This window comes from Umezawaea sp. (assembly GCF_036375055.1).
Lineage (GTDB): Bacteria > Actinomycetota > Actinomycetes > Mycobacteriales > Pseudonocardiaceae > Umezawaea.
Genome location: NZ_DASUSQ010000026.1, coordinates 88,349 through 106,880, shown reverse-complemented (window position 1 = coordinate 106,880; position 18,532 = coordinate 88,349). Strand labels below are relative to the sequence as shown.

Below are 18,532 nucleotides of genomic sequence, written 5' to 3'. Positions count from 1 at the left end.
TTCCTTGCTGGCGCAACAGGTTGGCCCGGTCGCCCGTGGTGAGCCAGACGTTGACGGTCGGCGCCGCCACCGCCGGTGCGGCCGGGAAGGCGAGCAGCGCCCCGACGGTGGCCGTCACCGCGGTCACGACAGCGGCCACCCTTGTTCTCGATACCGATGACATGATGCTCCTTGCAGGGTTGGGAGCAATCTCCACAGGCTTTGTGGAGAAATCAGTGGAGAAGTCAGTCGTACAGGCGGATGTCCGCGATGCTCCACCAGTTGTCGGCCGCGGCGGTCGAGGTGATCCGCCGGTACCGCGCGCTGGTGCGGCGGACGTCGACGTTCGTCAGGTGGCCGGTGCCGGTGCCGGTCGCGATGGTGCGCCACGTGGTGCCGTTGTCGCTCGCGGACAGCTGCCAGCCGCGTGCGTAGTCGCCGAGGTTGCCGCCGCTGTCGATCGCGACCCGCCGGAAGACCGTGCTGCCGCCCAGGTCGACCTGGAGGTGCTGGCCGGGCTCCTGGGCCTGGCCGCTGCTCCACCACGTGGAGGCCTCGGCGTCCACGGCGGCCGACGGCGCGGTGCCCGCGGGCGAGGCGGTCGCCGTCGCGGCGGGCAGCTCGACCCGGTCCAGGTCGGACCGCGGGGACCGGTGGCGGGGCCAGGTGAACGTCGCGAGCGCACCGCCGGGCAGCGTGTACTCGAAGACCTGCTCGCCGACCGCGACGGCGAACGTCCGCGGCTCGTCGTTCTCGTTGTGCACGACCAGGGCCGTGGAGCCGTCGGGGTTGCGGAACGCCACGTCGGCGACCTGCCCGTTCCAGCCGGTGGAGCCGAAGGACGTGCTGGCGACGCGTTTCGCGCCCGGCTTCACGAACTTCGAGAGGTGGCCGACCGTGTAGTACTCGGCGTTGGTCGTCACGGAGCCGTCGGCGCCGACGGTCACCAGGCCGGTGCACGTGTCGCAGCCGCCCAGGTGCGGCCCGCCGGTCTCGTCGAGCGCGATGTTCCAGTTCACCACGGACTTGGCCCAGTTGCGGGTGGTGCCGATGGCGATGGTGCGGGCGTGCCAGACCAGGGTGTCGCGGAAGACCTTCGCGGGCGGGTCGGCCGGACCGTGGGAGCCGGAGCACTCGGTGAACCAGATCCCCTTGTCCGGGTGGGCGTCGTGCAGCGCGGTCTGCGCGGAGGGATCGCCGTAGTAGCAGTGGAAGGCGGTGCCCGCGACCCACTTCGCGGCCGGGCCGGACAGGAAGTCCGCGGCGTAGTCGGTCTCGGGGTCCTCACCGGGCGGCGTGGTGCCGATGTCGCCGGGGTGCGTGGCCCAGTTGTGGTCGTAGGCCAGGATCTTCGTCCTCGGACTGGCCCACCGCAGCAGCGGCCCGAGCGCGCTGATCACCTTCTCCTGCTGGTCGACGGGCATGTCCGTGCCCGGATAGCCCACGGGGGTGCGGTTCTGCGGCTCGTTCTGCACCGACAGGTAGTCGACCGGCACACCCGCCGCGGCGTAGGCGCGCACGAACTTGACGAGGTAGCGCGCGTAGGCGTCGTAGACCGCGGGGTCGTCCTTGAGCCGACCGCCCACCAGCGAGTCGTCGGTCTTCATCCACGCGGGCGGGCTCCACGGCGTCGCGATGACCTTCAGCCGCGGGTTGAGCTGCTTGGCGCGGCGCAGCAGGGGCAGCACCCGCTCCTCGTCGCGGGCGGTGCTGAAGTGGCGCAACGGGAAGTCGGTCTGCCCGGCGGGCACGTCGTCGAACGTGTAGTGCTCGGCCGCCGCGGTGAAGTCGGAGGAGCCGACGGGCTGGCGCAGGAAGCTGACGCCGATGCCGCGCTCGGGGTCGAACAGGTCGCGCATCGCCTTCTCGCGCGCCGCCGGGGTCAGCCGGTGCAGCACGGCCGCCGACGAGTCGGTGATCGAGGCGCCGAACCCGTCGACCTCCTGGAACGTCCGGTCCGGGTCCACGACGATGGTCTGGTGGGGCGAGTCGCCGCGCCGGAACGGCACGGACGGCTGCTCGGCCAGCAGCCGCGTCCGGTCAGGGGTGGTGAGCCAGACCCCGACCCTCGGCGCGTCGTGCTTCCGGGCGTCGGCGTGGACACCGCCCGGCGTGCCGAGCACCAGGGCGACCACGGACGTGAGGGCTACGGCGACGGGGGTTCTCATCGCTCTCCTTCGAGCAGTATGTAACAAGCTGTTTCAGGATGGAACACGGCTGCTGGAGCGGCGTCAAGGCGCAAGACGTCGTTAAGATCGGCCTGGTGGAGAACAGGCGCGCGAAGGTCCGCGACATCGCCGCGGAGACCGGCGTCTCGATCGCCACCGTCTCCCGCGTGCTCAACGACCACGCCAACGTGTCGCCGCGGACCCGCGACCTCGTGCTCCAGGCGGTCGAGCGCCACCGGCAGCCCGCCGGCACCGGCGGCGCGGCCCGCACGGTCTACGTGCGCTGCCCGTACCTGCTCACCGACTACTTCGGACTGATCGTGTCCTCGGTCGTCGAGACCCTGCGCCTGCACGGGGCGCGCACGGTGCTCGACGCGGGCGAGGCCTCCCAGGGCTCCGAGGTCCTCGCGGGCCTGCCGGACGAGCCGGGGATCGACGCCGCCGTGCTGATCCTGCCGCCGGAGGACGACGACCGGCTCGTGGCGCTGTCCCGGCGCGGCTTCCCGTTCATCGTGGTCGACCCGCGCACCGCGCTGCCCGCGGACATCCCGTCGATCTCCGCCGCCCACCTCTCCGGCGCCCGCGCGCTCACCGCGCACCTGGTGGGGCACGGCCACCGCGCCATCGGCGTCATCGCGGGCCCGGACGTGTGGCTCGCCGGTGACGCCAGGCTGGCGGGCCACCACGCGGCGCTCGCGCAGGTCGGTGTCCTGCCCTCACCGCGCCTGACCAGGCACGTCGAGCCGACGATCGACGACGGCGTTCGCGCGGCGGGTGAGCTGCTGGACGGCGCGGACCGCCTGACGGCGCTGGTGTGCTTCAACGACAAGCTCGCCGTCGGCGCGCTCCGGGCGGCCCACGACCGCGGTCTGCGCGTGCCGGAGGACCTGTCCGTCGCGGGCTTCGACGACATCGACCTCAGCCGCGCCACCCGCCCCGCCCTCACCACGGTCCGCCAACCGCTCCAGGAGATGGGCCGCCTCGCCGTCACGCAGCTCGGGCGCGTCCTGGACGGGCACCGGCCGGAGGCCCTGCACCTGGAGCTGTCCACGACGCTGGTCGTCCGCGACTCCACCGGTCCCGTGCCCGTGTGACGCGGTTCGTCACGGCTGCTCCACGTCGGCCACCTCGCGCACCGAGATCGCCAGGTCGGCGTTGGCGCTGGTGATCACGACCAGCCGGCCGCCGGGCGCGCCGAACGCGGTCATGGTGGACGTGCGGTCGTCACCGACGGCCAGCTCCGCGACCCGCCGCCCCGTCCCCGCGTCCCACACCAGCACGACGCCGCCCTTGCCCATGCTCGCGAACACCTGCCGCCCGCCGTCCAGCCGGGCGGCGACCACCGAGAACACCGAGTAGTTCTCGCGGTGGCCGGGCAGGACGTCGCTGACCGGTTCCCCGGTCTCCGCGTCCCAGAGCCGCAGCCTGCTGTGCTTCTCCGCGAACGCGAGGACCGCGCGGCCGTCGTCCAGGACGATCGAGGCGATCGGCCCGGCCACCCCGTGCTCACCGGTGATCGGTTCGCCGACGGGCTGCCGGGTCTCCACGTCCCACCGCAGCACGGTCTTGTCCGAGGTCACGACGGCGAGCAGCGTGCGACCGCCGGGGAGCCGCACTGTGGTCAGCCACCTCGGGGTGCGGCCGAACCCGGTGATCGGCTCGCCCTCCGGCCTGCCCGTCAGCGCGTCCCAGAACCGCACGACGCCGTCCCAGGAGCAGCTGGCGACGAGCGTCCGCCCGGTCGACGGGGTGAACACGTCCAGGCACACCACCATCTCGGCGTGGCCGACGAGGGGTTCGCCCACCGGCAGCCCGGTCTCGGCGTCCCAGCGGCGCACCAGGCCGTCCTCGTACCCGCTGACGACGAGCGGTCCGAGCGCGGCGACCGATCGCACCTTCGCGCCTGCGATCATCGGCTCACCGACGGGCAGGCCGGTGGCCGGGTCCCAGCGGCGGACCGTGGTGTCGCCCGCGCTGACGACCAGCGTGCGGCCGTCGGCCAACCCGGTGGTGACCAGTCCGACGACGTAGTCGTTGTGGCCGGTCAGCGGAGAGCCGACGGCCTCGCCGGTGGCGGCGTCCCAGCGGCGCACCTCACCGTCGTCCGAGCCGCTGAACAGCAGCGTCCGACCGTCGTCCGCCTCGACCGCGGCCAACGACCGCACCGGGCGGACGTGACCGGCGAGCGGCCGCGCGGTCTCGCCGTCCCACCGGAGCACCGCGCCGTCGCGACAGCCGCCCACGAGCACGGTGCGGCCGTCGGGCAGCGCGACCGGCAGCAGCGACAGCACGACGGCGGAGAGGGGTTCGCCGACCGGCTGCCCGGTCTCGACGTCCCAGCGCCGCACCGTGCCGTCGTCGGAGGCGCTGCACAGCACCGAGCCCACGACGGCCAGCGCCCGCACGGGTCCACCGTGGACCATCCTCGGCTCGCCGACGGGAGCGCCGGTTTCCACGTCCCACCGCCACAGAGCACCGTCGGCGAACCCACCGACCAGCAGCGTCCGACCAGCCACCACCACCGTCGCCAACGACCACACCGACGACGGCCTGCCCGGCAGCGGACCGCCGACCGGCAGACCCGTGGTCACGTCCCACCGCCGCACGTCGCCGTCGTCGGAACCGCTGAACACCACCGACCCCACGACCGCCAGGGACCGCACCCACCCGGTCCGCGCCCCGTCCCCCACCGCCTCGCCGGTCGCCGCGTCCCAGCGCACCAGCCGCCCGTCCTGGAAACCGCCCACGACCACCGGGCGCCCGTCGGCACGAGCGGTGGCCAGCGACCACACCCACCCGCGCCCGTCCAGCGGCTCGTCCAGCGCCTCACCGGTGAGCGCGTCCCACCGCCGCACCCCGCCGTCGCTCGACCCGCTCACGAGCACCGCCCGCCCGTCGACCCGCAGCGCGGCCAGCGCGGTGACCGGTCCGCGGTGCGGGGTCCTGATGGCCGTCGGGGCGCTCACCAGCCGGCCTCCGTCAGCACCAGGCACAGCAGGTTCTCCTCGTCGTCGACGATCTCGTAGCCGTTGAGGTTCTCGGCGGTGACGGGGAAGACGAGGGCGTTGACCCCGGTGTCCCGGTCCAGCACGACCTCGGCCCAGTTGTCCCGCCGGAGGTGGGGGCCCTCGGCCTCGATGCGGTCGCGCACGTCCGGGAAGAACGCGGGCACGCCGTCCTCGTGCGGGAGCGTCGCGCGCATGGCCTCCTCGCCCCACAGCACGGCGTAGTCCTCGACCATGTGGACGTCGTCGTAGCACTCGACGTCCCACTCCGCCTGGGCGATCCGGTCCGGATCCGCCAACGGGACCACCAGCATCCGCGTGGTGTAGCGGAACGCGTCGGGGTCGTGGTCGTCCGGGGTGCACGCGGACGTGCCGACGTGCACCGGGTAGGTGCCCGCTGGCAGCCGGTGCGTGAACCCGCCCTCGGTGACCCACGGGGTCTCCCAGATGACCGGGCCGTCGGCCACGACGAGGTCGCCCGCGTGGTCGAACCAGTCGGGTTTGGCGTTGGGGAAAGGTGCCAGCCTGTCCGCCAGGCGCCACAGGAGCTGTTCCGCGTCCACGGTGTCGTGCCCTTCCGGTCGTCCGCTCGTCGTTCCCGTCATCCGGCCACCGGTCTCCGCGTCGGAGCGCCGCACCCCGCCGTCGCCCGACCCGCTGACGAGGACCGCCCGCCCGTCGGCCCGCAGCGCGGTGATCGGTCCGAGGTGCTGGGCGCGGAGGTCAGCGCGTGCTCGGACCCGACGGGTTCGACCGCTGACCGGTGGCCCACGCCGGTGATCTTCAGCCATCGGATGACCACGTGACTGAGCGGGCATCGGTCTCGCGGTGTCCGGTGTGGACCGAGCGCGGCAGCGGCACCACCGCCAGCACGCCGCTGAGCACCGTCCCGCCGCAGGCGACGAGGGTCGCGGTGGCCGGGGACGAGGCCTCCGCGATGACGGGTCCCGCGAACGCGGCGACCGCCTCCGCGGTGAACAGCGCGGAACCGACCCGGCCCAGGAGCTCGTTCGGCGTGATCCGCCGCACCGAGGTCTTCACGACCACCAGCGCCGTCGACCCGAACGCCCCGGTGACCACGGCGGCGGGGAGCGCGGTGGCCATCGGCGTCGAGCCGAACAGCAGCCCGAACCCGACGGCCGTGGCCGCGAGCGTGCCGCCGAGGAGGTACCCCGGCGACACGCGGTCGACCAGCGCCCGGACGAGCGGCGCGCCGAGCAGGAACCCGACGCCGAGCGCGGACAGCACGAACCCCGTGCGCGCGGTTCCTCCCCAGTTCCCGCAAGCAGCGCCGTCGGCGACGCGTTGGCGCGCAGGAAGACGCCGTTGACCACGACCAGCGCCGAGGCGGTCACCTCGCCGCGCAGGAAGGCCGGTCCCGCACCGAGTTCCCCGAGGAGGCCGCGCGCGCCACCGGTCCTCGGGCCCGCGGGCCGCCGGGTGGTCGCCAGGATCGCAGCGGCCGAGAGGACGTGGGTCGCGACGTCCACCCACACCAGGGCGTGGAAGCCCACGACCCCGACGCGGGGCTGTCGGCGCCCCGCGTGGCCAACCTGGAGAACGGCCGGGGCAACCCGACCCTCGACGCGCTCGACCCGCTGGCCTCGGCGCTCGACACGCGGTTGACGGTCGACTTCGCCCCCGACGGCGAGCCTCCCCCCGCGCTGCCCGCCTCCCTGGTCCGGCTCAGCCGCGGCACCCGGTTCCGCCACGACGTCCAGGTGCTCGCCGAGTCCACCGGGGCCGGCACGGCCGAACTGGCCGGGCGCCTGCTCGACGCGCTGGCCAGGCTGGGCGACCTGACCGGCCGCGACCTCACCGAACCCGACTGGCACCGCCTGCTCGACGCCCTGCTGCTGGTCACCCTCCACCCGCACACCACCAGGTAGCGGCCGTCACCACCCACCGCGGAACGCGGGCGAGCGGCCCGACCGAACTGGCGGGGCGCACCCCGGCCTCCCTCCACCCGCGCGCCTGCCGGGCACCTCTCCGGCGGGCACGACCTGGACGCGGTCCGCGCCGCCGTCACGGCCGAGGTCGACCGGGCCGCGCGGGACCGGTCAGCCGGTCGGTAGGCCGGCCCGGCTCCCCTCCAGCACGGCGAACAGGTCGCCCAGCTCCCGCACCCGCTCCACGACGTCCTCGGCGGTGAACACCAGCTGCTCGGCGGCGCTGCACGCCCGGACCTCGGCCCAGGTGACCGGGGTGGACGCGGTGGGGTGCTCACGGCCGCGCAGGGAGTACGGCGCGACGGTCGTCTTGGCGGGGTTGTTCTGGCTCCAGTCGATGAAGACCCTCCCCGGCCGCGCCGCCTTCGCCATCGTCGCCGTCACCAGGTCCGGCGTCCGCGCCGCGAACCGCTGCGCGACCGCCTTCGCGTACGCGGAGGTGTCGCCCGACCGCACGCCCCTCACGCCCGCGCAGACCTGCATCCCCTTGGAGCCCGACGTCTTCGCGACCGGCGTGAGGCCGTCGGCGACGAGGACGTCGTGCAGCCGCTCGGCCACGCGGGCGCACTCGACCACGCTCGTGCCCGGTCCGGGGTCGAGGTCGAACACCAGCCGGTCCGGGACCCGACGGGCGGTGCCGGGTCCGATCGTCCACTGGGGAACGTGGAGTTCCAGCGCGGCCAGGTTCGCCGCCCACACCAGGGCGGGCAGCTCGTCGAGCAGGGCGTGCTCGACGGTGTCGCGCGAGCCGCCGCTGGGCAGCCGCACCGTCCTGATCCAGTCCGGGGCTCCGCGCGGGACGTTCTTCTCGTAGAAGTGCTCGCCCGCCACGCCGTCGGGGTAGCGGACGAAGGTGACCGGCCGGTCGCGCAGGTGCGGCAGGAGGAACGGGGCGACGGTGCTGTAGTAGTGGATGACCTGGGCCTTGGTGAAGCCGTCCGGGTACAGCGGTTTGTCCAGGTTGGACAGGACGAGCTGCCGCTCCCCCGCCCGCACGGTGACGCGCTTCGCCTGCCGGGCGGGCGGCGCGGGCGCGGCGCGCGGGGCCGGTGGTTCCGGCGCGGCCCGCTGCGCGACCACGTCCGGTGCGGCGCGCGGCGCGACCACGTCCGCCGCGGCGCGGTCCTCGCGCAGGCCGCGCCACGCCGTGTGCCGGAGCCTGCCGGTGCGGCCGTCCGCGCCACGGGTGAACTGGCGGTACCGCACCTCGCCGACGAGTCGCGGTTCCACCCACCGCCCCCGGCGGACGTCGTCGCGCGGCGGGTCGGCCGCGAACGGGTGCGTGGACCGCTCCAGCGGGACCAGGAGCGCGCGCAGCTCGTGGCGGTCGCGGTCGGTGAACCCGGTCCCGACGTCGCCGATGTACACCAGTGCCCCGGTCACGGGGTCGTGCGCGCCCAGCAGGAGACCGCCGACCATGCCGGTGAACCGGTTCTGCCCCGGCCGCCACCCGCAGACCAGCACCTCCTGGGTCCGCACGATCGGGTGCTTGAGCCACGAGTCCGGCCGCGCGCCCGGCACGTAGGGCGAGGCGCGCAGCTTCGCGATCAGCCCCTCGTACCCCGCCGCCGCGACCGCGTCGAGCAGGGTGGCGGGCGTGCGCCGGTCCGCGGCGAGGGAGTCGAACGTGAACGCGGGCACCACCGAGACCCGGTGCGGGTCCGGCATCGGCAGCCGCTCCAGCAGCGCCCGGCGCTCGTCGTACGGCCGGTCGAGCAGCGACCGGTCGCCGAGCCGGAGCAGGTCGAACGCGAGGTACCGGACCTCGGCCACGTCGTGGAACACCTCGTCGCGCCACGGGGAGCCCGCGTGCTTGCGGTACCGCCCGCGCCGCTGCTGCAACTCCCCGAACTCGATCCGGCCGTCGGCGCCGTAGACGACGATCTCGCCGTCGAGCACGGCCGCGCGCCCGTCGAGCCCCTCGGCGAGGACGCCGACCAGGCTGGTGAACTCGGGGGTGAAGTCGATGCCGTTGCGGCTGGTCAGCACCGTGGTCCCGTCGGGGGCGACGCGCATGGACGCCCGGTAGCCGTCGAGCTTGTACTCGTACGTCCACTCCGGACCGCCGCGCAGCACGCCGCCGTCGGGCTTGGCGAGCATCGGTTCGACCCACGGCGGCACCGGGTCGACGGGTTCGGCGGGACCGCGTGCCATCGACGACCTCCGCCCCACCGTGGCGGCACCGCTCAGGCCTGCCGCGCCCGGACCACCGCCCTGCCCGACCGACCGTAACCCATTCGGCCTAGCTCCGCGCCCCGGTCCGGGCCTGGTCAGCGGATCTCGGTGGGCACCGCGTCGAGCACCAGGAGCACCGCGTCCCGCAGCGACCCCGGACGGTGGACACCCGGCAGGTCGAGGTCGGCCCGCCCCCGGCAGGCGACGGCCACGACAGACCGGTCCGCGCGGTCAGGGCGGCCGGCGGGACCCGCCCGGCGAGGTCGGCCCGGTGCCCACGGCAGCACGACGGTGGACGAGACCTTCTCCGCCGCACGCGCCGCACGTCCTCGTCGGCGCGGCGGCGGTGCCCGCCCGCGGTCCGGGCCGCGGGACCGAGGTCGTAGCGGTGCCGCCAGGTGCGCAGGGTGTGGTCGGCACGCCGAGCATCGCGGCGGGCGCTCCCGGCGTCCACAGCGCTCCCGGCGTCGCGGGCCGGTCGACGTCCTCGGTCATCGTCCGCCGAAGCCGGGAAGACCCCTGGACCTGAGGATCGCCAGTTCGTCGCGCACCCTCGCCCGGTCGACGGCGGCCTCGGCGGGCGCCCCGAACTCCGCCCGCAGCGCGTGCACCAGCCTGCCCCGCACGGCCCTGCCGTGCACGTCGCCGCTGTCGGCGGGCGTGAAGTGCTCGCGGAGGATGCGCCTCGCGGTGGCCTCCGCGGGCCGCCGTCGACCGCACGTCACCACGACGTGCCACACCAGGTCGATCATCCGGTCCTCTAGACCGGCCATGGACGGCTCCGGGGCTCGGTGACGAGCGTCGGCGCACGCGGTGGTACGGGCACGGGTCCCACGTCCCTCGGCGGGTGGTGACGACGGGACCACCTTAGAACCGTTTCAAAATCGGTTCAACCAGGCCTGGCCCCGCGTGTCGACGGGGCCGGGCCGGTCGCCGCCTACCCGATCGCCGCGCGCAGGACGTCCCGCAGCGGCGCCGGGGGCCGTCCGAGCAGCCTCGGGAGCGCCGGGTCCACCCGTGCGAACTCGCCCTTCCGGCTCGCCTCGAACAGGCCGACGAGCAGGTCGGCCGCGCGTCCGGGCACGCCGCGGGCGAGCAGGCCCGCGCGGTAGTCCTCGTCCGGCACGACGACCCGGCGGACCGGCCTGCCCGTCAACTCCGAGGCGATGGCCGCGACACCGGCCATGTCGACCGCCTCCGCCCCGGTGAGGTCCGGGCTCACCCCGTCCAGGACGTCGTCGACCAGCGCGACGACCGCGGCCTCGGCGAGGTCGGCGTGGGCGGTCCAGGACACCGGCCCGTCCTCCGGCAGGGCCAGCTCACCGGTCTCCAGCGCGGCGCCGAGCAGCACGAGCGCCGACGACGCGTAGAAACCGTTGCGCAGCACCGTGAAGTCCACCCCCGAGTCCCGCAGGAGGACCTCGGTGGCGGCGTGGTCCGGCATCGGCGGGAAGGGCGAGTCGGGGTTCGAGCCCGTGTGGCTCGTGTAGACGACCCGCCGCGCGCCGGACCTCGCCGCCGCGTCGATCGCCGTCCCGTGCAGGCGCAGCGCCTCCTCGCCCGCGCTGTCCACCGACACGACGAGCACCCGCGAGGCTCCCTCGAAGGCGTGGTCGAGGCTCGCGGCGTCGGCGAAGTCGCCCCGCCGCACGCGGACGCCCCGCTCGGCCAACCCCCGCGCCCTCTCCGGGTCGCGGACGCACACGCCGACCCGCTCGGGAGCCACCCGGTCCAGCAACCGCTGGACGACCAGTCCGCCGAGCGTTCCGTTCGCACCACTGACAATGATCATGAGAACCCGTTCACCAGACGTACGCCCAAGTCCTGGGCGCGCCGACCACGATGCCCGCGCAGGCGGCGCGCGAGAAGGATCGAGGCGGTCCCGGCTGTTACCCTCCGGGACACACCGATCGGAGGTGGACGGGTGGAGTCACGGCCGCTGCGCTACTTCGTCGCCGTCGCCGAGGAGCTGAACTTCTCCCGCGCCGCCGACCGGCTCGGCATCTCCGCGCCACCCCTGTCCCGCGCGATCCGCGGCCTCGAAGCGGACCTGGGCGTGACCCTGTTCGAGCGGACCACCCACAGCGTCGCGCTGACACCCGCGGGCGCCGTCCTGCTCGACCAGGCCCGCGTCGCGCTGGACGCCCTCGACGCGGCCGGGCGCCGGGCGCAGCGCACCGCGGCCCCCGAGCCGAAGCTGGTCCTCGCGGTCAAGGCCGACAGCGACGCCGGCCTGCTGGACGGCATCCTGGCCGCCTACGCCGCCGATCCCGCGGCTCGGCCCGTGTCGATCCGGCTGTGCGGCTGGGGCGAGCACCCGCGGCTGCTGCGCCGGGGCGAGGCCGACGCCGCCCTCGTCTACGAACCGTTCGACCGCACCGGGCTCGACGCCGAGACCGTGGTCGAGGAGCCGCGCGTCGCCGCCGTCCCCTCCGGACACCCGCTCGCCACCCGCGAGAGCATCGGCCTCGCCGAACTCGGCCTGCCCATCGCGGACCCGGCCGGTCCCGACGACGTCGGCCGATTCCTCGACCGGATCGTCGAGCAGCACGGCGTCCGCGACCTGCCGCAGCTGCTCAAGCTCGTGGAACTCGGCGAACTCGTCACGCTGCTCCCCGAATCCGTCGTCGACCGCTACCCCCGGCCGGGGATCGCCTACGTCCGCGTCCCGGACGCCCCGCCCGCCGTCCTGGCCATCGCGTGGCCGCAGCAGTCCCGGTCCACGGCGACCGCGGCCCTCGTCCGCGCCGCCTCCTCCGGCACGTCGAGGCCATGGACGAGCTGAGCGCCGTGCTGGCCGCGGTCGGACCGCGGCTGCGTGAACTCCGCCGCGCACGGGGCATCACGCTCGCCGACCTCGCGGACACCACCGGCATCTCCGAGAGCACGCTGTCGCGGTTGGAGAGCGGTGGGCGGCGGCCGAACCTGGAACTGCTGCTGCCGCTGGCCCGCGCCCACGGCGTCCCGCTCGACGAACTGGTCGGCGCGCCGCACACCGGGGACCCGCGCGTGCACCTCACACCGGTGCGGCGCTTCGGGATGACGTTCGTCCCGCTGACCCGGCGCGCGGGCGGCGTGCAGGCGCACAAGCTGGTCATCCCGGCGTCGGAGGGGGAATCGGCCCCGGACCTGAAGACGCACGAGGGCTACGAGTGGGTCTACGTCCTCAGTGGACTGCTGCGGCTCCTGCTCGGGGATCGGGACCTGGTGCTGAGACCGGGCGAGGTGGCGGAGTTCGACACGACCGTCCCGCACTGGATGGGGTCCGCGGGAGCCGAGCCGGTCGAGCTTCTGGTGCTGTTCGGCCAGCAGGGCGAACGCGCCCACCTGCGGGCCCGCACCACCTGACCCGGCCGGTCACGCGCGCAACCGGAGGGCGTCCTGGCTCGGTGACGCGCCGAACTGGCGGCGGTACTCGCGGCTGAACTGCGACGGGCTGTCGTACCCGACGCGGCGGCTGATCCCCGTGACGTCGGTGGGGTCCGCGGCGAGCAGGAGCCTCGCCTGCTGGAGGCGGATCTGCTTCTGGAACTGGATCGGGCTCATCGCCGTGACGGCGTGGAAGTTGCGGTAGAACGCCGACACGCTCATGCCCGCGAGCCGCGCCACGTCCTCGACGCGGAACGACTGGGCGAAGTGCTCGCGGATCCACCGGACCGCGCGGGCGACGTGGCTGAGCCCGCTGTCGGCCAGGCCGAGCTGGCGGACGGTGGCGCCCTGCTCGCCGGTGACGAGCCGCCACAGGATCTCGCGCTTGACCAGCGGTGCGAGCACGGCGACGTCCCTCGGCTCGTCGAGCAGGCGCAGCAGCCGCACGACCGCGTCGACCAGCCCGGCGGAGGCGTCGCTGACGGCCAGCCCGGACGCGCTGGCGCCGCCGATGGGCGGGAGGTCGCCCGGCCCGGCGTGCAGCAGCAGTTCCGCGATGGCGGACGGGCGCAGGGTCAGGCCGAAGCCCAGGGCCGGGCTCTCGGGGCCGACACCGACGTAGTGGCCGGTGATCGGCAGGTCGACCGACGCCACGAGGTACTGGCCCGCCCGGTACTCGTGGACGCGGTCGCCCAGCGCGATGTGCTTCGCGCCCCGCGCGATGAGCGCCATCACCGTGCCGGACATCGCGGGCGACGGGCCGTCGTCCCGGTCGACCTTCGAGACCAGCACGTCCTCGATGGCGGTGGTCGTGTCGGGGCGGGCGTGGCGCTCCAGCAGACCGCGCAGCTCCTCAAGGTCCATCAGGTGAGTGAAGCAGAATCGGATCCTCGCCGCAACGAGAGGATCGGGCAAGTGCTCAGGAGCATCGATCTACCATTTCCGCAGGTGGGAATGCTTAGCTGGTCACATCACCATCCCGGGTGACCACCAGCGAGGAGAACGTTCATGACGATCGGCCACGGCTTCCACGCCACCATGACCGCGCGGCCCGGCAGGGGTGACGACCTGGTCGCGTTCCTGCTCGACGCGCCGTCCCTGCCGAACCCGGACTGCGTCGTCTTCCTCGTCAGCCGCTCGGCGAGCGACCCGGACACCGTGCACGTCACCGAGGGCTGGACCAGCCCCGAGGCCCACGCCGCGTTCTTCGCGACCGAGCAGGCCGTGGCGCTGGTCGCGAAGCTCCAGCCGCTGCTGGCGGGCGAGTCGCGGTACGTCGACGCCGTGCCCGTCGGCGGCAAAGCCGCCTTCTGACCACCCCGACCACCGAGAGGACTCCCCGTGGCACCGGTTCGCCCCGACATCGACCCCGAGCTGAGCGCGCTGCTCGCCGACGTGCCGCTCGGCACCGAGATCGACCTCGACCTGCTGGCGCGGCTGCGCCGGTACCCGTCGACGCCGGTCGAGACCCTGCTGGACGGCCGTGCCGTCGAGCGGCGGGAGGTCACCGTCCCCACCGCCGACGGCGCCTCGATCCCGCTGTCGGTCTTCAGCCCCGCGGGCACCGACCGCACCGCTCCCGCGCCGTGCGTCTACTGGATCCACGGCGGCGGCATGGTCATGGGCGACCGCTTCTCGCAGATCGACGTCCCCCTCGACTGGCTCTTCCGGTTCGGCGCGGTCGTCGTGTCCGTCGACCACCGCCTCGCGCCGGAGGCCACGGGCACCACGCTGGTCGACGACTGCTACCTCGGTCTGCTGTGGACGGTCGAGCACGCCGACGACCTCGGTGTCGACCCGGAGCGCGTCGTGGTGGCGGGCATCAGCGCGGGCGGCGGCCTCGCGGCGGGCGTCACGCTGCTGGCGCGCGACCGCGGCACTCCGTCGATCGCCGCCCAGGTCCTGGTCTGCCCCATGCTGGACCACCGCAACAACACCACGTCCAGCCTCCAGTTCTCCGGCGAGCCCGCCGTCTGGACGCGGGAGATGAACGAGTTCGGCTGGCGGTCGGTGCTCGGCGACCTCGCGGAGCGGGACGTGCCGGGCCACGTCTCCCCCGCGGTCGCCGACGACCTCTCCGGTCTGCCGACGACGTACGTCGACGTGGGCTCGGCCGAGGTCTTCCGCGACGAGGACGTCGCCTACGCCTCCCGGATCTGGGCGGCTGGCGGTCAGGCGGAACTCCACGTCTGGGCGGGCGGCGTCCACGGGTTCGACGCGCTGGCACCGGGAGCGGCCCTCTCGATCACGGCCCGCCGGACCCGCGCCGACTGGCTCGCCCGCGTCCTGGAACAGCCCTCCCCCGAGAGGGGTCGGTGATCAGCGGACGGGGGCCCGGCTCGGTGGGGTGCTCGACGCACGGTGATCACCGGCTCTCGAAAGTTTCGGCGCTGGCGATCTCCCAATCCGGTCAATCGATTCAGCATCGGCGACCCGACCTGGCCACTTCGCCGGACTTAAACGTTGTTCGTAGGCACTTCCTCTGCCGAAAGTGTCAAAGATACTTTCCGAAACATTCTCGAAACCCGTTGACAACAACGCGCAGCCGGTTCAACACTGTCGGTGTCGACAGGGCTCGACCACCGTTGATCCGGGCACCGCGGAGGCCGCTACCGGCCACCCGGTCGCACCACGCTGCCTCGCCGCCGCGTCACACCCTCAACGAGGAGGAAGCATGCGCACGACACCGCAGAAGGGCCGCGGGCTCAGCCGTTTCAGGCTGCTCGCGGGAGGCGCCTGCGCCGCACTGGTCATGTCTCTGCTGCCCGGTGCCGCGGGCGTGGCGAACGCCGCCACGTGTTCGAGCCAGACCGGGAACAACAACGGCTACTACTACTCGTGGTGGACCGACGGCGGCGGCTCGGCCTGCATCACCCTGGGCTCGGGCGGCAACTACAGCACGAGCTGGCGCAACACCGGCAACTTCGTCGGCGGCAAGGGCTGGGCCAACGGCTCGCGCAGGACGGTCAACTACTCGGGCAGCTTCAACCCGTCCGGCAACGCCTACCTGACGCTCTACGGCTGGACGTCCAACCCGCTCGTCGAGTACTACATCGTCGACAACTGGGGCAACTACCGGCCCACGGGCGAGTACAAGGGCACCGTCACCACCGACGGCGGCACGTACGACATCTACCGGACGATGCGGTACAACGCCCCGTCGGTCGAGGGCACGAAGACCTTCCCGCAGTTCTGGAGCGTCCGGCAGCAGAAGAAGACCGGCGGCACCATCACCACGGGCAACCACTTCAACGCGTGGTCGAGGGCCGGGATGAACCTGGGCTCGTTCAACTACTACATGATCATGGCGACCGAGGGCTACCAGAGCAGCGGCAGCTCCAACATCACCGTGTCGTGACCCGGCCGGTGGTCTCCCGCGACGCGGGTCGCGGGAGACCACCGGTACGCCAGGCCCGCACCGGATCGATGGAAGGACCACACCGCATGGGAAAGACACGCTCCCTGGCCACCGGACTGGCCGCCGCCGCGCTCGCGGTGGCGAGCGCCGTCACGGCCACCCCCGCCAACGCCGCGGCCTGCAACGGGTACGTCGGGCTCACCTTCGACGACGGCCCGTCGGGCAACACCCAGGCCCTGCTCACCGCGCTCCGGCAGAACGGCTTGCGCGCCACCATGTTCAACCAGGGCAACAACGCCGCGGCCAACCCCGGTCTGGTCAGGGCGCAGGCGCAGGCGGGCATGTGGATCGGCAACCACAGCTACACCCACCCGCACCTGACCCAGCAGAGCCAGGCGCAGGTCGACTCGGAGATCTCCCGCACCCAGCAGGCCATCGCCAACGGCGGCGGTGGCACGCCGAGGCTGTTCCGCCCGCCGTACGGCGAGACCAACGCGACCGTGCAGTCGGTCGCGGCGAAGTACGGTCTGCGCCAGATCATCTGGGACGTCGACTCGCAGGACTGGAACGGCGCGAGCACCGACGCGATCGTCGCGGCCCACGCCCGGCTCACCAACGGGCAGGTCATCCTCATGCACGACTGGCCCGCCAACACGCGCGCCGCGATCCCGCGGATCGCCCAGACGCTGGCGAGCCGCAACCTGTGCGCGGGCATGATCTCCCCGCAGACCGGCCGCGCGGTCGCCCCCGGCTGACGTGCGGCCACCCGGTGCGGCGGCGGGGTTCCGCACGCCGCACCGGGTCCCGGTCCTCCGTGGTCGGTCGCGGCACACCGGCCACTCGGCGGGCCGACATCGGCCACACGGCTGATGCCGGCGGGCCACCGGCCGCGCGAGGCTCGCCCCCGTGCTCATCGACCCCACCCGCCGCCCGCCGTCCACGCCGTCGTCGACCGGCCTCGCGCTGCTCGCGGGCCTCCTCGTCGGCGCGGTCACCAACGTGCTCCAGGGCGTGCTGCCCGACGCGCTGCAAGCGGTGTCGAACTCCGGTTCCGTCTGGTCGGCCGCCGCGTTCGCGGCCGGTGCGCTCGTCCGGGTGCGCGGCCTGCCCGCGGTGCTGGCGGGCACCGCGACCGAGATCGGCGCGGTCGTCGGCTACTACGCCTACGCCGGACTCGTCCGCGACGGCGTGGGCGACCTGACCTACCCCCTGTTCTGGTTGGCGCTCGCCCTGGTGGCGGGACCGGTCTTCGGCACGGCGGGCGCGTGGTGGCGCACCGGCGAGGGCTGGCGCCGTCCCACCGGGCCCGCCCTGCTCGGCGGGGTGTTCGGGATGGACGCGCTCTGGTACGAGTTCGTCCTGCGCTACCACGGCGACGCCGTCGCCTACGGCGTCGTGGCCGTGCTGGTCCCGCTGCTGCTGGGGCGGACGGCCCGCGACCGGCTCGTCGGGCTCGCCACCGGCCTGGTGCTGTCGGTGCTCGCCGTGCTCGCGCTGGGACTGCTGGCCGAACTGCCAGCCCTGCTGTCGGGCTGACGCCCCTGGAACGCCTCGACCGGTTTCAGACGACCCCGCGCACGGTCCACGCCCGCGCCGCGAGGGAGATCGAGCCGTCCGGCGCGTGCGGGACGGTCCGGCGGAACTGGGCGGCGACCGCGGAGCGGTGCTCCCCGGTGAGGGTCGCGAGGTACCTCGGCGCCGCGCCCTCACCGCTGAGGAACGGCAGCCACAGGTCGTCGAACGAGCCGAACTCCACGGGCAGGTCCAGGGGCTCGACCACCACGCCGGTCAGGCCCGCGCCCTCGAACAGCGCCCGCAGCGGGTCGGGGCGGCAGACCGGGAAGCGCACCCTCTCGTCGAGGTCGGCCGCCGCCGGGTCGACCGCGAGGGCCGCGTCCCAGAACAGGCGGAACACCCCCGTGCCCTCGGCGTAGTCCCAGACGTAGGCGCCGACCACACCGCCGGGCCTCGCCACCCGGCGCATCTCGGCCAGCGCGTCCTCCGGCCGCGGCACGACGTTCAGGACGAGCCCGGACACGACCCGGTCGAACTCGGCGTCACCGGCGGGGATCGCCGTGGCGGTGCCCACGACCGCGTCGACGCCGTCGCGCACGGCCGCGGCGACGAAGGTCTCGGACGGATCCACCCCCAGGATCCACGTCGGGCGCGCCCCCGCGAGGACGGCCCGCGCCAGCGCGCCCGTGCCACAGCCGACGTCGCACCAGGCGAGACCGTCTCCCGTCGGCAGCCAGCCGACGAAGCGCGGCGCGAGCAGCCCGCTCCACCGCCCCGTGGACGCGTCGTACTCGTCCGCGCCCGCCCGCACGTCGACCGGTCCACCGCTCATCGGACACCTCCGCCAGGCACGTTCGCACAGTTCGGACGTCGTCGCGAACGCGGTGGTGGGGGTCGGCGAGCAACCGCGGGCGTGGAGGCGGGGACCTCCACGCCCACCTCGACCGAACGCACGCCGGGCCAGTCGACGGACTCGGTTCACCGCACGCGTTTCCGGCACCTCAGCGAGCGGGT

Annotated in this window: 18 protein-coding genes; 9 read left to right on the top strand and 9 right to left on the bottom strand. The window is 74.0% G+C overall.

What is annotated here, in order from left to right; all coding sequences use genetic code 11:
* Nucleotides 1-224: 224 nt before the first annotated feature.
* On the bottom strand, nucleotides 225-2,147 hold the full coding sequence (locus VFZ92_RS08760; RefSeq protein WP_330875310.1) for a glycoside hydrolase family 30 beta sandwich domain-containing protein: 1,923 nt from the start codon (nucleotides 2,145-2,147) through the stop codon (nucleotides 225-227).
* 95 nt (nucleotides 2,148-2,242) lie between these two features.
* On the opposite strand from VFZ92_RS08760, the gene VFZ92_RS08755 reads away from it, so the two are divergent.
* A complete protein-coding gene (locus VFZ92_RS08755; protein ID WP_330875309.1) occupies nucleotides 2,243-3,241 on the top strand; it encodes a LacI family DNA-binding transcriptional regulator in 999 nt (332 codons plus the stop codon).
* A gap of 9 nt (nucleotides 3,242-3,250) precedes the next feature.
* Here VFZ92_RS08755 and VFZ92_RS08750 read toward each other — a convergent pair whose 3' ends face one another.
* Genes VFZ92_RS08750 through VFZ92_RS08740 form a run of 3 tightly spaced genes read right to left on the bottom strand, consistent with a single transcriptional unit; the run spans nucleotide 3,251 to nucleotide 6,400 of the window.
* The gene (locus tag VFZ92_RS08750; RefSeq protein ID WP_330875308.1) at nucleotides 3,251-5,113 is read right to left on the bottom strand and encodes a WD40 repeat domain-containing protein; all 1,863 of its coding nucleotides are present in this window, start codon (nucleotides 5,111-5,113) and stop codon (nucleotides 3,251-3,253) included.
* Nucleotides 5,110-5,943, bottom strand: coding sequence for a hypothetical protein (locus tag VFZ92_RS08745; RefSeq protein WP_330875307.1), 834 nt, complete (start codon nucleotides 5,941-5,943; stop codon nucleotides 5,110-5,112). The genes VFZ92_RS08750 and VFZ92_RS08745 overlap by 4 nt, the downstream gene beginning before the upstream one ends.
* Nucleotides 5,936-6,400, bottom strand: coding sequence for an MFS transporter (locus VFZ92_RS08740; RefSeq protein ID WP_330875306.1), 465 nt, complete (start codon nucleotides 6,398-6,400; stop codon nucleotides 5,936-5,938). The genes VFZ92_RS08745 and VFZ92_RS08740 overlap by 8 nt, the downstream gene beginning before the upstream one ends.
* Nucleotides 6,401-6,624: 224 nt before the next feature.
* Between VFZ92_RS08740 and VFZ92_RS08735 the strand changes: the two genes are divergently transcribed.
* On the top strand, nucleotides 6,625-7,041 hold the full coding sequence (locus VFZ92_RS08735) for a helix-turn-helix transcriptional regulator (protein ID WP_330875305.1): 417 nt from the start codon (nucleotides 6,625-6,627) through the stop codon (nucleotides 7,039-7,041).
* A 171-nt stretch (nucleotides 7,042-7,212) separates the two neighbouring features.
* On the opposite strand, the gene ligD is transcribed toward VFZ92_RS08735, so the two are convergent.
* From ligD to VFZ92_RS08720, 3 genes are all read right to left on the bottom strand, one after another.
* A complete protein-coding gene (ligD, locus tag VFZ92_RS08730) occupies nucleotides 7,213-9,255 on the bottom strand; it encodes a DNA ligase D (protein ID WP_330875304.1) in 2,043 nt (680 codons plus the stop codon).
* A 512-nt stretch (nucleotides 9,256-9,767) separates the two neighbouring features.
* Complete coding sequence (locus tag VFZ92_RS08725; protein WP_330875303.1) at nucleotides 9,768-10,049, bottom strand: hypothetical protein; 282 nt, start codon at nucleotides 10,047-10,049, stop codon at nucleotides 9,768-9,770.
* Nucleotides 10,050-10,213: 164 nt separating this feature from the next.
* Nucleotides 10,214-11,068, bottom strand: coding sequence for an SDR family oxidoreductase (locus tag VFZ92_RS08720; protein ID WP_330875302.1), 855 nt, complete (start codon nucleotides 11,066-11,068; stop codon nucleotides 10,214-10,216).
* A 132-nt stretch (nucleotides 11,069-11,200) separates the two neighbouring features.
* Here VFZ92_RS08720 and VFZ92_RS08715 point away from each other — a divergent pair, with 132 nt between their 5' ends.
* Both VFZ92_RS08715 and VFZ92_RS08710 read left to right on the top strand, forming a co-directional pair.
* Nucleotides 11,201-12,061, top strand: a complete 861-nt coding sequence (locus VFZ92_RS08715; protein ID WP_330875301.1) for a LysR family transcriptional regulator — start codon at nucleotides 11,201-11,203, stop codon at nucleotides 12,059-12,061.
* Entirely contained in the window at nucleotides 12,049-12,624 is a 576-nt protein-coding gene (locus VFZ92_RS08710) for an XRE family transcriptional regulator (protein ID WP_330875300.1), read from the top strand. Before VFZ92_RS08715 ends, VFZ92_RS08710 begins: the two co-directional genes overlap by 13 nt.
* 9 nt (nucleotides 12,625-12,633) lie before the next feature.
* On the opposite strand, the gene VFZ92_RS08705 is transcribed toward VFZ92_RS08710, so the two are convergent.
* The gene (locus VFZ92_RS08705) at nucleotides 12,634-13,509 is read right to left on the bottom strand and encodes an AraC family transcriptional regulator (RefSeq protein WP_330875299.1); all 876 of its coding nucleotides are present in this window, start codon (nucleotides 13,507-13,509) and stop codon (nucleotides 12,634-12,636) included.
* 144 nt (nucleotides 13,510-13,653) lie between these two features.
* Here VFZ92_RS08705 and VFZ92_RS08700 point away from each other — a divergent pair, with 144 nt between their 5' ends.
* From VFZ92_RS08700 to VFZ92_RS08680, 5 genes are all read left to right on the top strand, one after another.
* Nucleotides 13,654-13,959 carry a putative quinol monooxygenase gene (locus tag VFZ92_RS08700; RefSeq protein ID WP_330875298.1) on the top strand — a complete coding sequence of 102 codons (306 nt, stop codon included), beginning with the start codon at nucleotides 13,654-13,656 and terminating at the stop codon, nucleotides 13,957-13,959.
* 27 nt (nucleotides 13,960-13,986) lie between these two features.
* Nucleotides 13,987-14,964 (top strand): alpha/beta hydrolase, encoded by a 978-nt coding sequence (locus tag VFZ92_RS08695; RefSeq protein ID WP_330875297.1) that lies wholly within the window; start codon nucleotides 13,987-13,989, stop codon nucleotides 14,962-14,964.
* A gap of 355 nt (nucleotides 14,965-15,319) precedes the next feature.
* Complete coding sequence (locus tag VFZ92_RS08690; RefSeq protein ID WP_330875296.1) at nucleotides 15,320-16,003, top strand: glycoside hydrolase family 11 protein; 684 nt, start codon at nucleotides 15,320-15,322, stop codon at nucleotides 16,001-16,003.
* Nucleotides 16,004-16,089: 86 nt separating this feature from the next.
* Nucleotides 16,090-16,758, top strand: a complete 669-nt coding sequence (locus VFZ92_RS08685) for a polysaccharide deacetylase family protein (RefSeq protein ID WP_330875295.1) — start codon at nucleotides 16,090-16,092, stop codon at nucleotides 16,756-16,758.
* A gap of 151 nt (nucleotides 16,759-16,909) precedes the next feature.
* Nucleotides 16,910-17,539 carry a DUF6518 family protein gene (locus tag VFZ92_RS08680; protein WP_330875294.1) on the top strand — a complete coding sequence of 210 codons (630 nt, stop codon included), beginning with the start codon at nucleotides 16,910-16,912 and terminating at the stop codon, nucleotides 17,537-17,539.
* 25 nt (nucleotides 17,540-17,564) lie between these two features.
* Here VFZ92_RS08680 and VFZ92_RS08675 read toward each other — a convergent pair whose 3' ends face one another.
* Nucleotides 17,565-18,350, bottom strand: coding sequence for a class I SAM-dependent methyltransferase (locus tag VFZ92_RS08675; protein WP_330875293.1), 786 nt, complete (start codon nucleotides 18,348-18,350; stop codon nucleotides 17,565-17,567).
* Nucleotides 18,351-18,532: the final 182 nt, after the last annotated feature.

Bases quoted from the DNA above. Each gene is read 5' to 3' on its own strand.
- VFZ92_RS08705 (WP_330875299.1), bottom strand. From the start codon at position 13,509: ATGGACCTTGAGGAGCTGCGCGGTCTGCTGGAGCGCCACGCCCGCCCC.
- VFZ92_RS08710 (WP_330875300.1), top strand. From the start codon at position 12,049: ATGGACGAGCTGAGCGCCGTGCTGGCCGCGGTCGGACCGCGGCTGCGT.
- VFZ92_RS08700 (WP_330875298.1), top strand. From the start codon at position 13,654: ATGACGATCGGCCACGGCTTCCACGCCACCATGACCGCGCGGCCCGGC.
- VFZ92_RS08675 (WP_330875293.1), bottom strand. From the start codon at position 18,350: ATGAGCGGTGGACCGGTCGACGTGCGGGCGGGCGCGGACGAGTACGAC.
- VFZ92_RS08745 (WP_330875307.1), bottom strand. From the start codon at position 5,943: ATGGCTGAAGATCACCGGCGTGGGCCACCGGTCAGCGGTCGAACCCGT.
- VFZ92_RS08760 (WP_330875310.1), bottom strand. From the start codon at position 2,147: ATGAGAACCCCCGTCGCCGTAGCCCTCACGTCCGTGGTCGCCCTGGTG.
- VFZ92_RS08690 (WP_330875296.1), top strand. From the start codon at position 15,320: ATGCGCACGACACCGCAGAAGGGCCGCGGGCTCAGCCGTTTCAGGCTG.
- VFZ92_RS08685 (WP_330875295.1), top strand. From the start codon at position 16,090: ATGGGAAAGACACGCTCCCTGGCCACCGGACTGGCCGCCGCCGCGCTC.
- VFZ92_RS08720 (WP_330875302.1), bottom strand. From the start codon at position 11,068: ATGATCATTGTCAGTGGTGCGAACGGAACGCTCGGCGGACTGGTCGTC.
- ligD (WP_330875304.1), bottom strand. From the start codon at position 9,255: ATGGCACGCGGTCCCGCCGAACCCGTCGACCCGGTGCCGCCGTGGGTC.
- VFZ92_RS08725 (WP_330875303.1), bottom strand. From the start codon at position 10,049: ATGGCCGGTCTAGAGGACCGGATGATCGACCTGGTGTGGCACGTCGTG.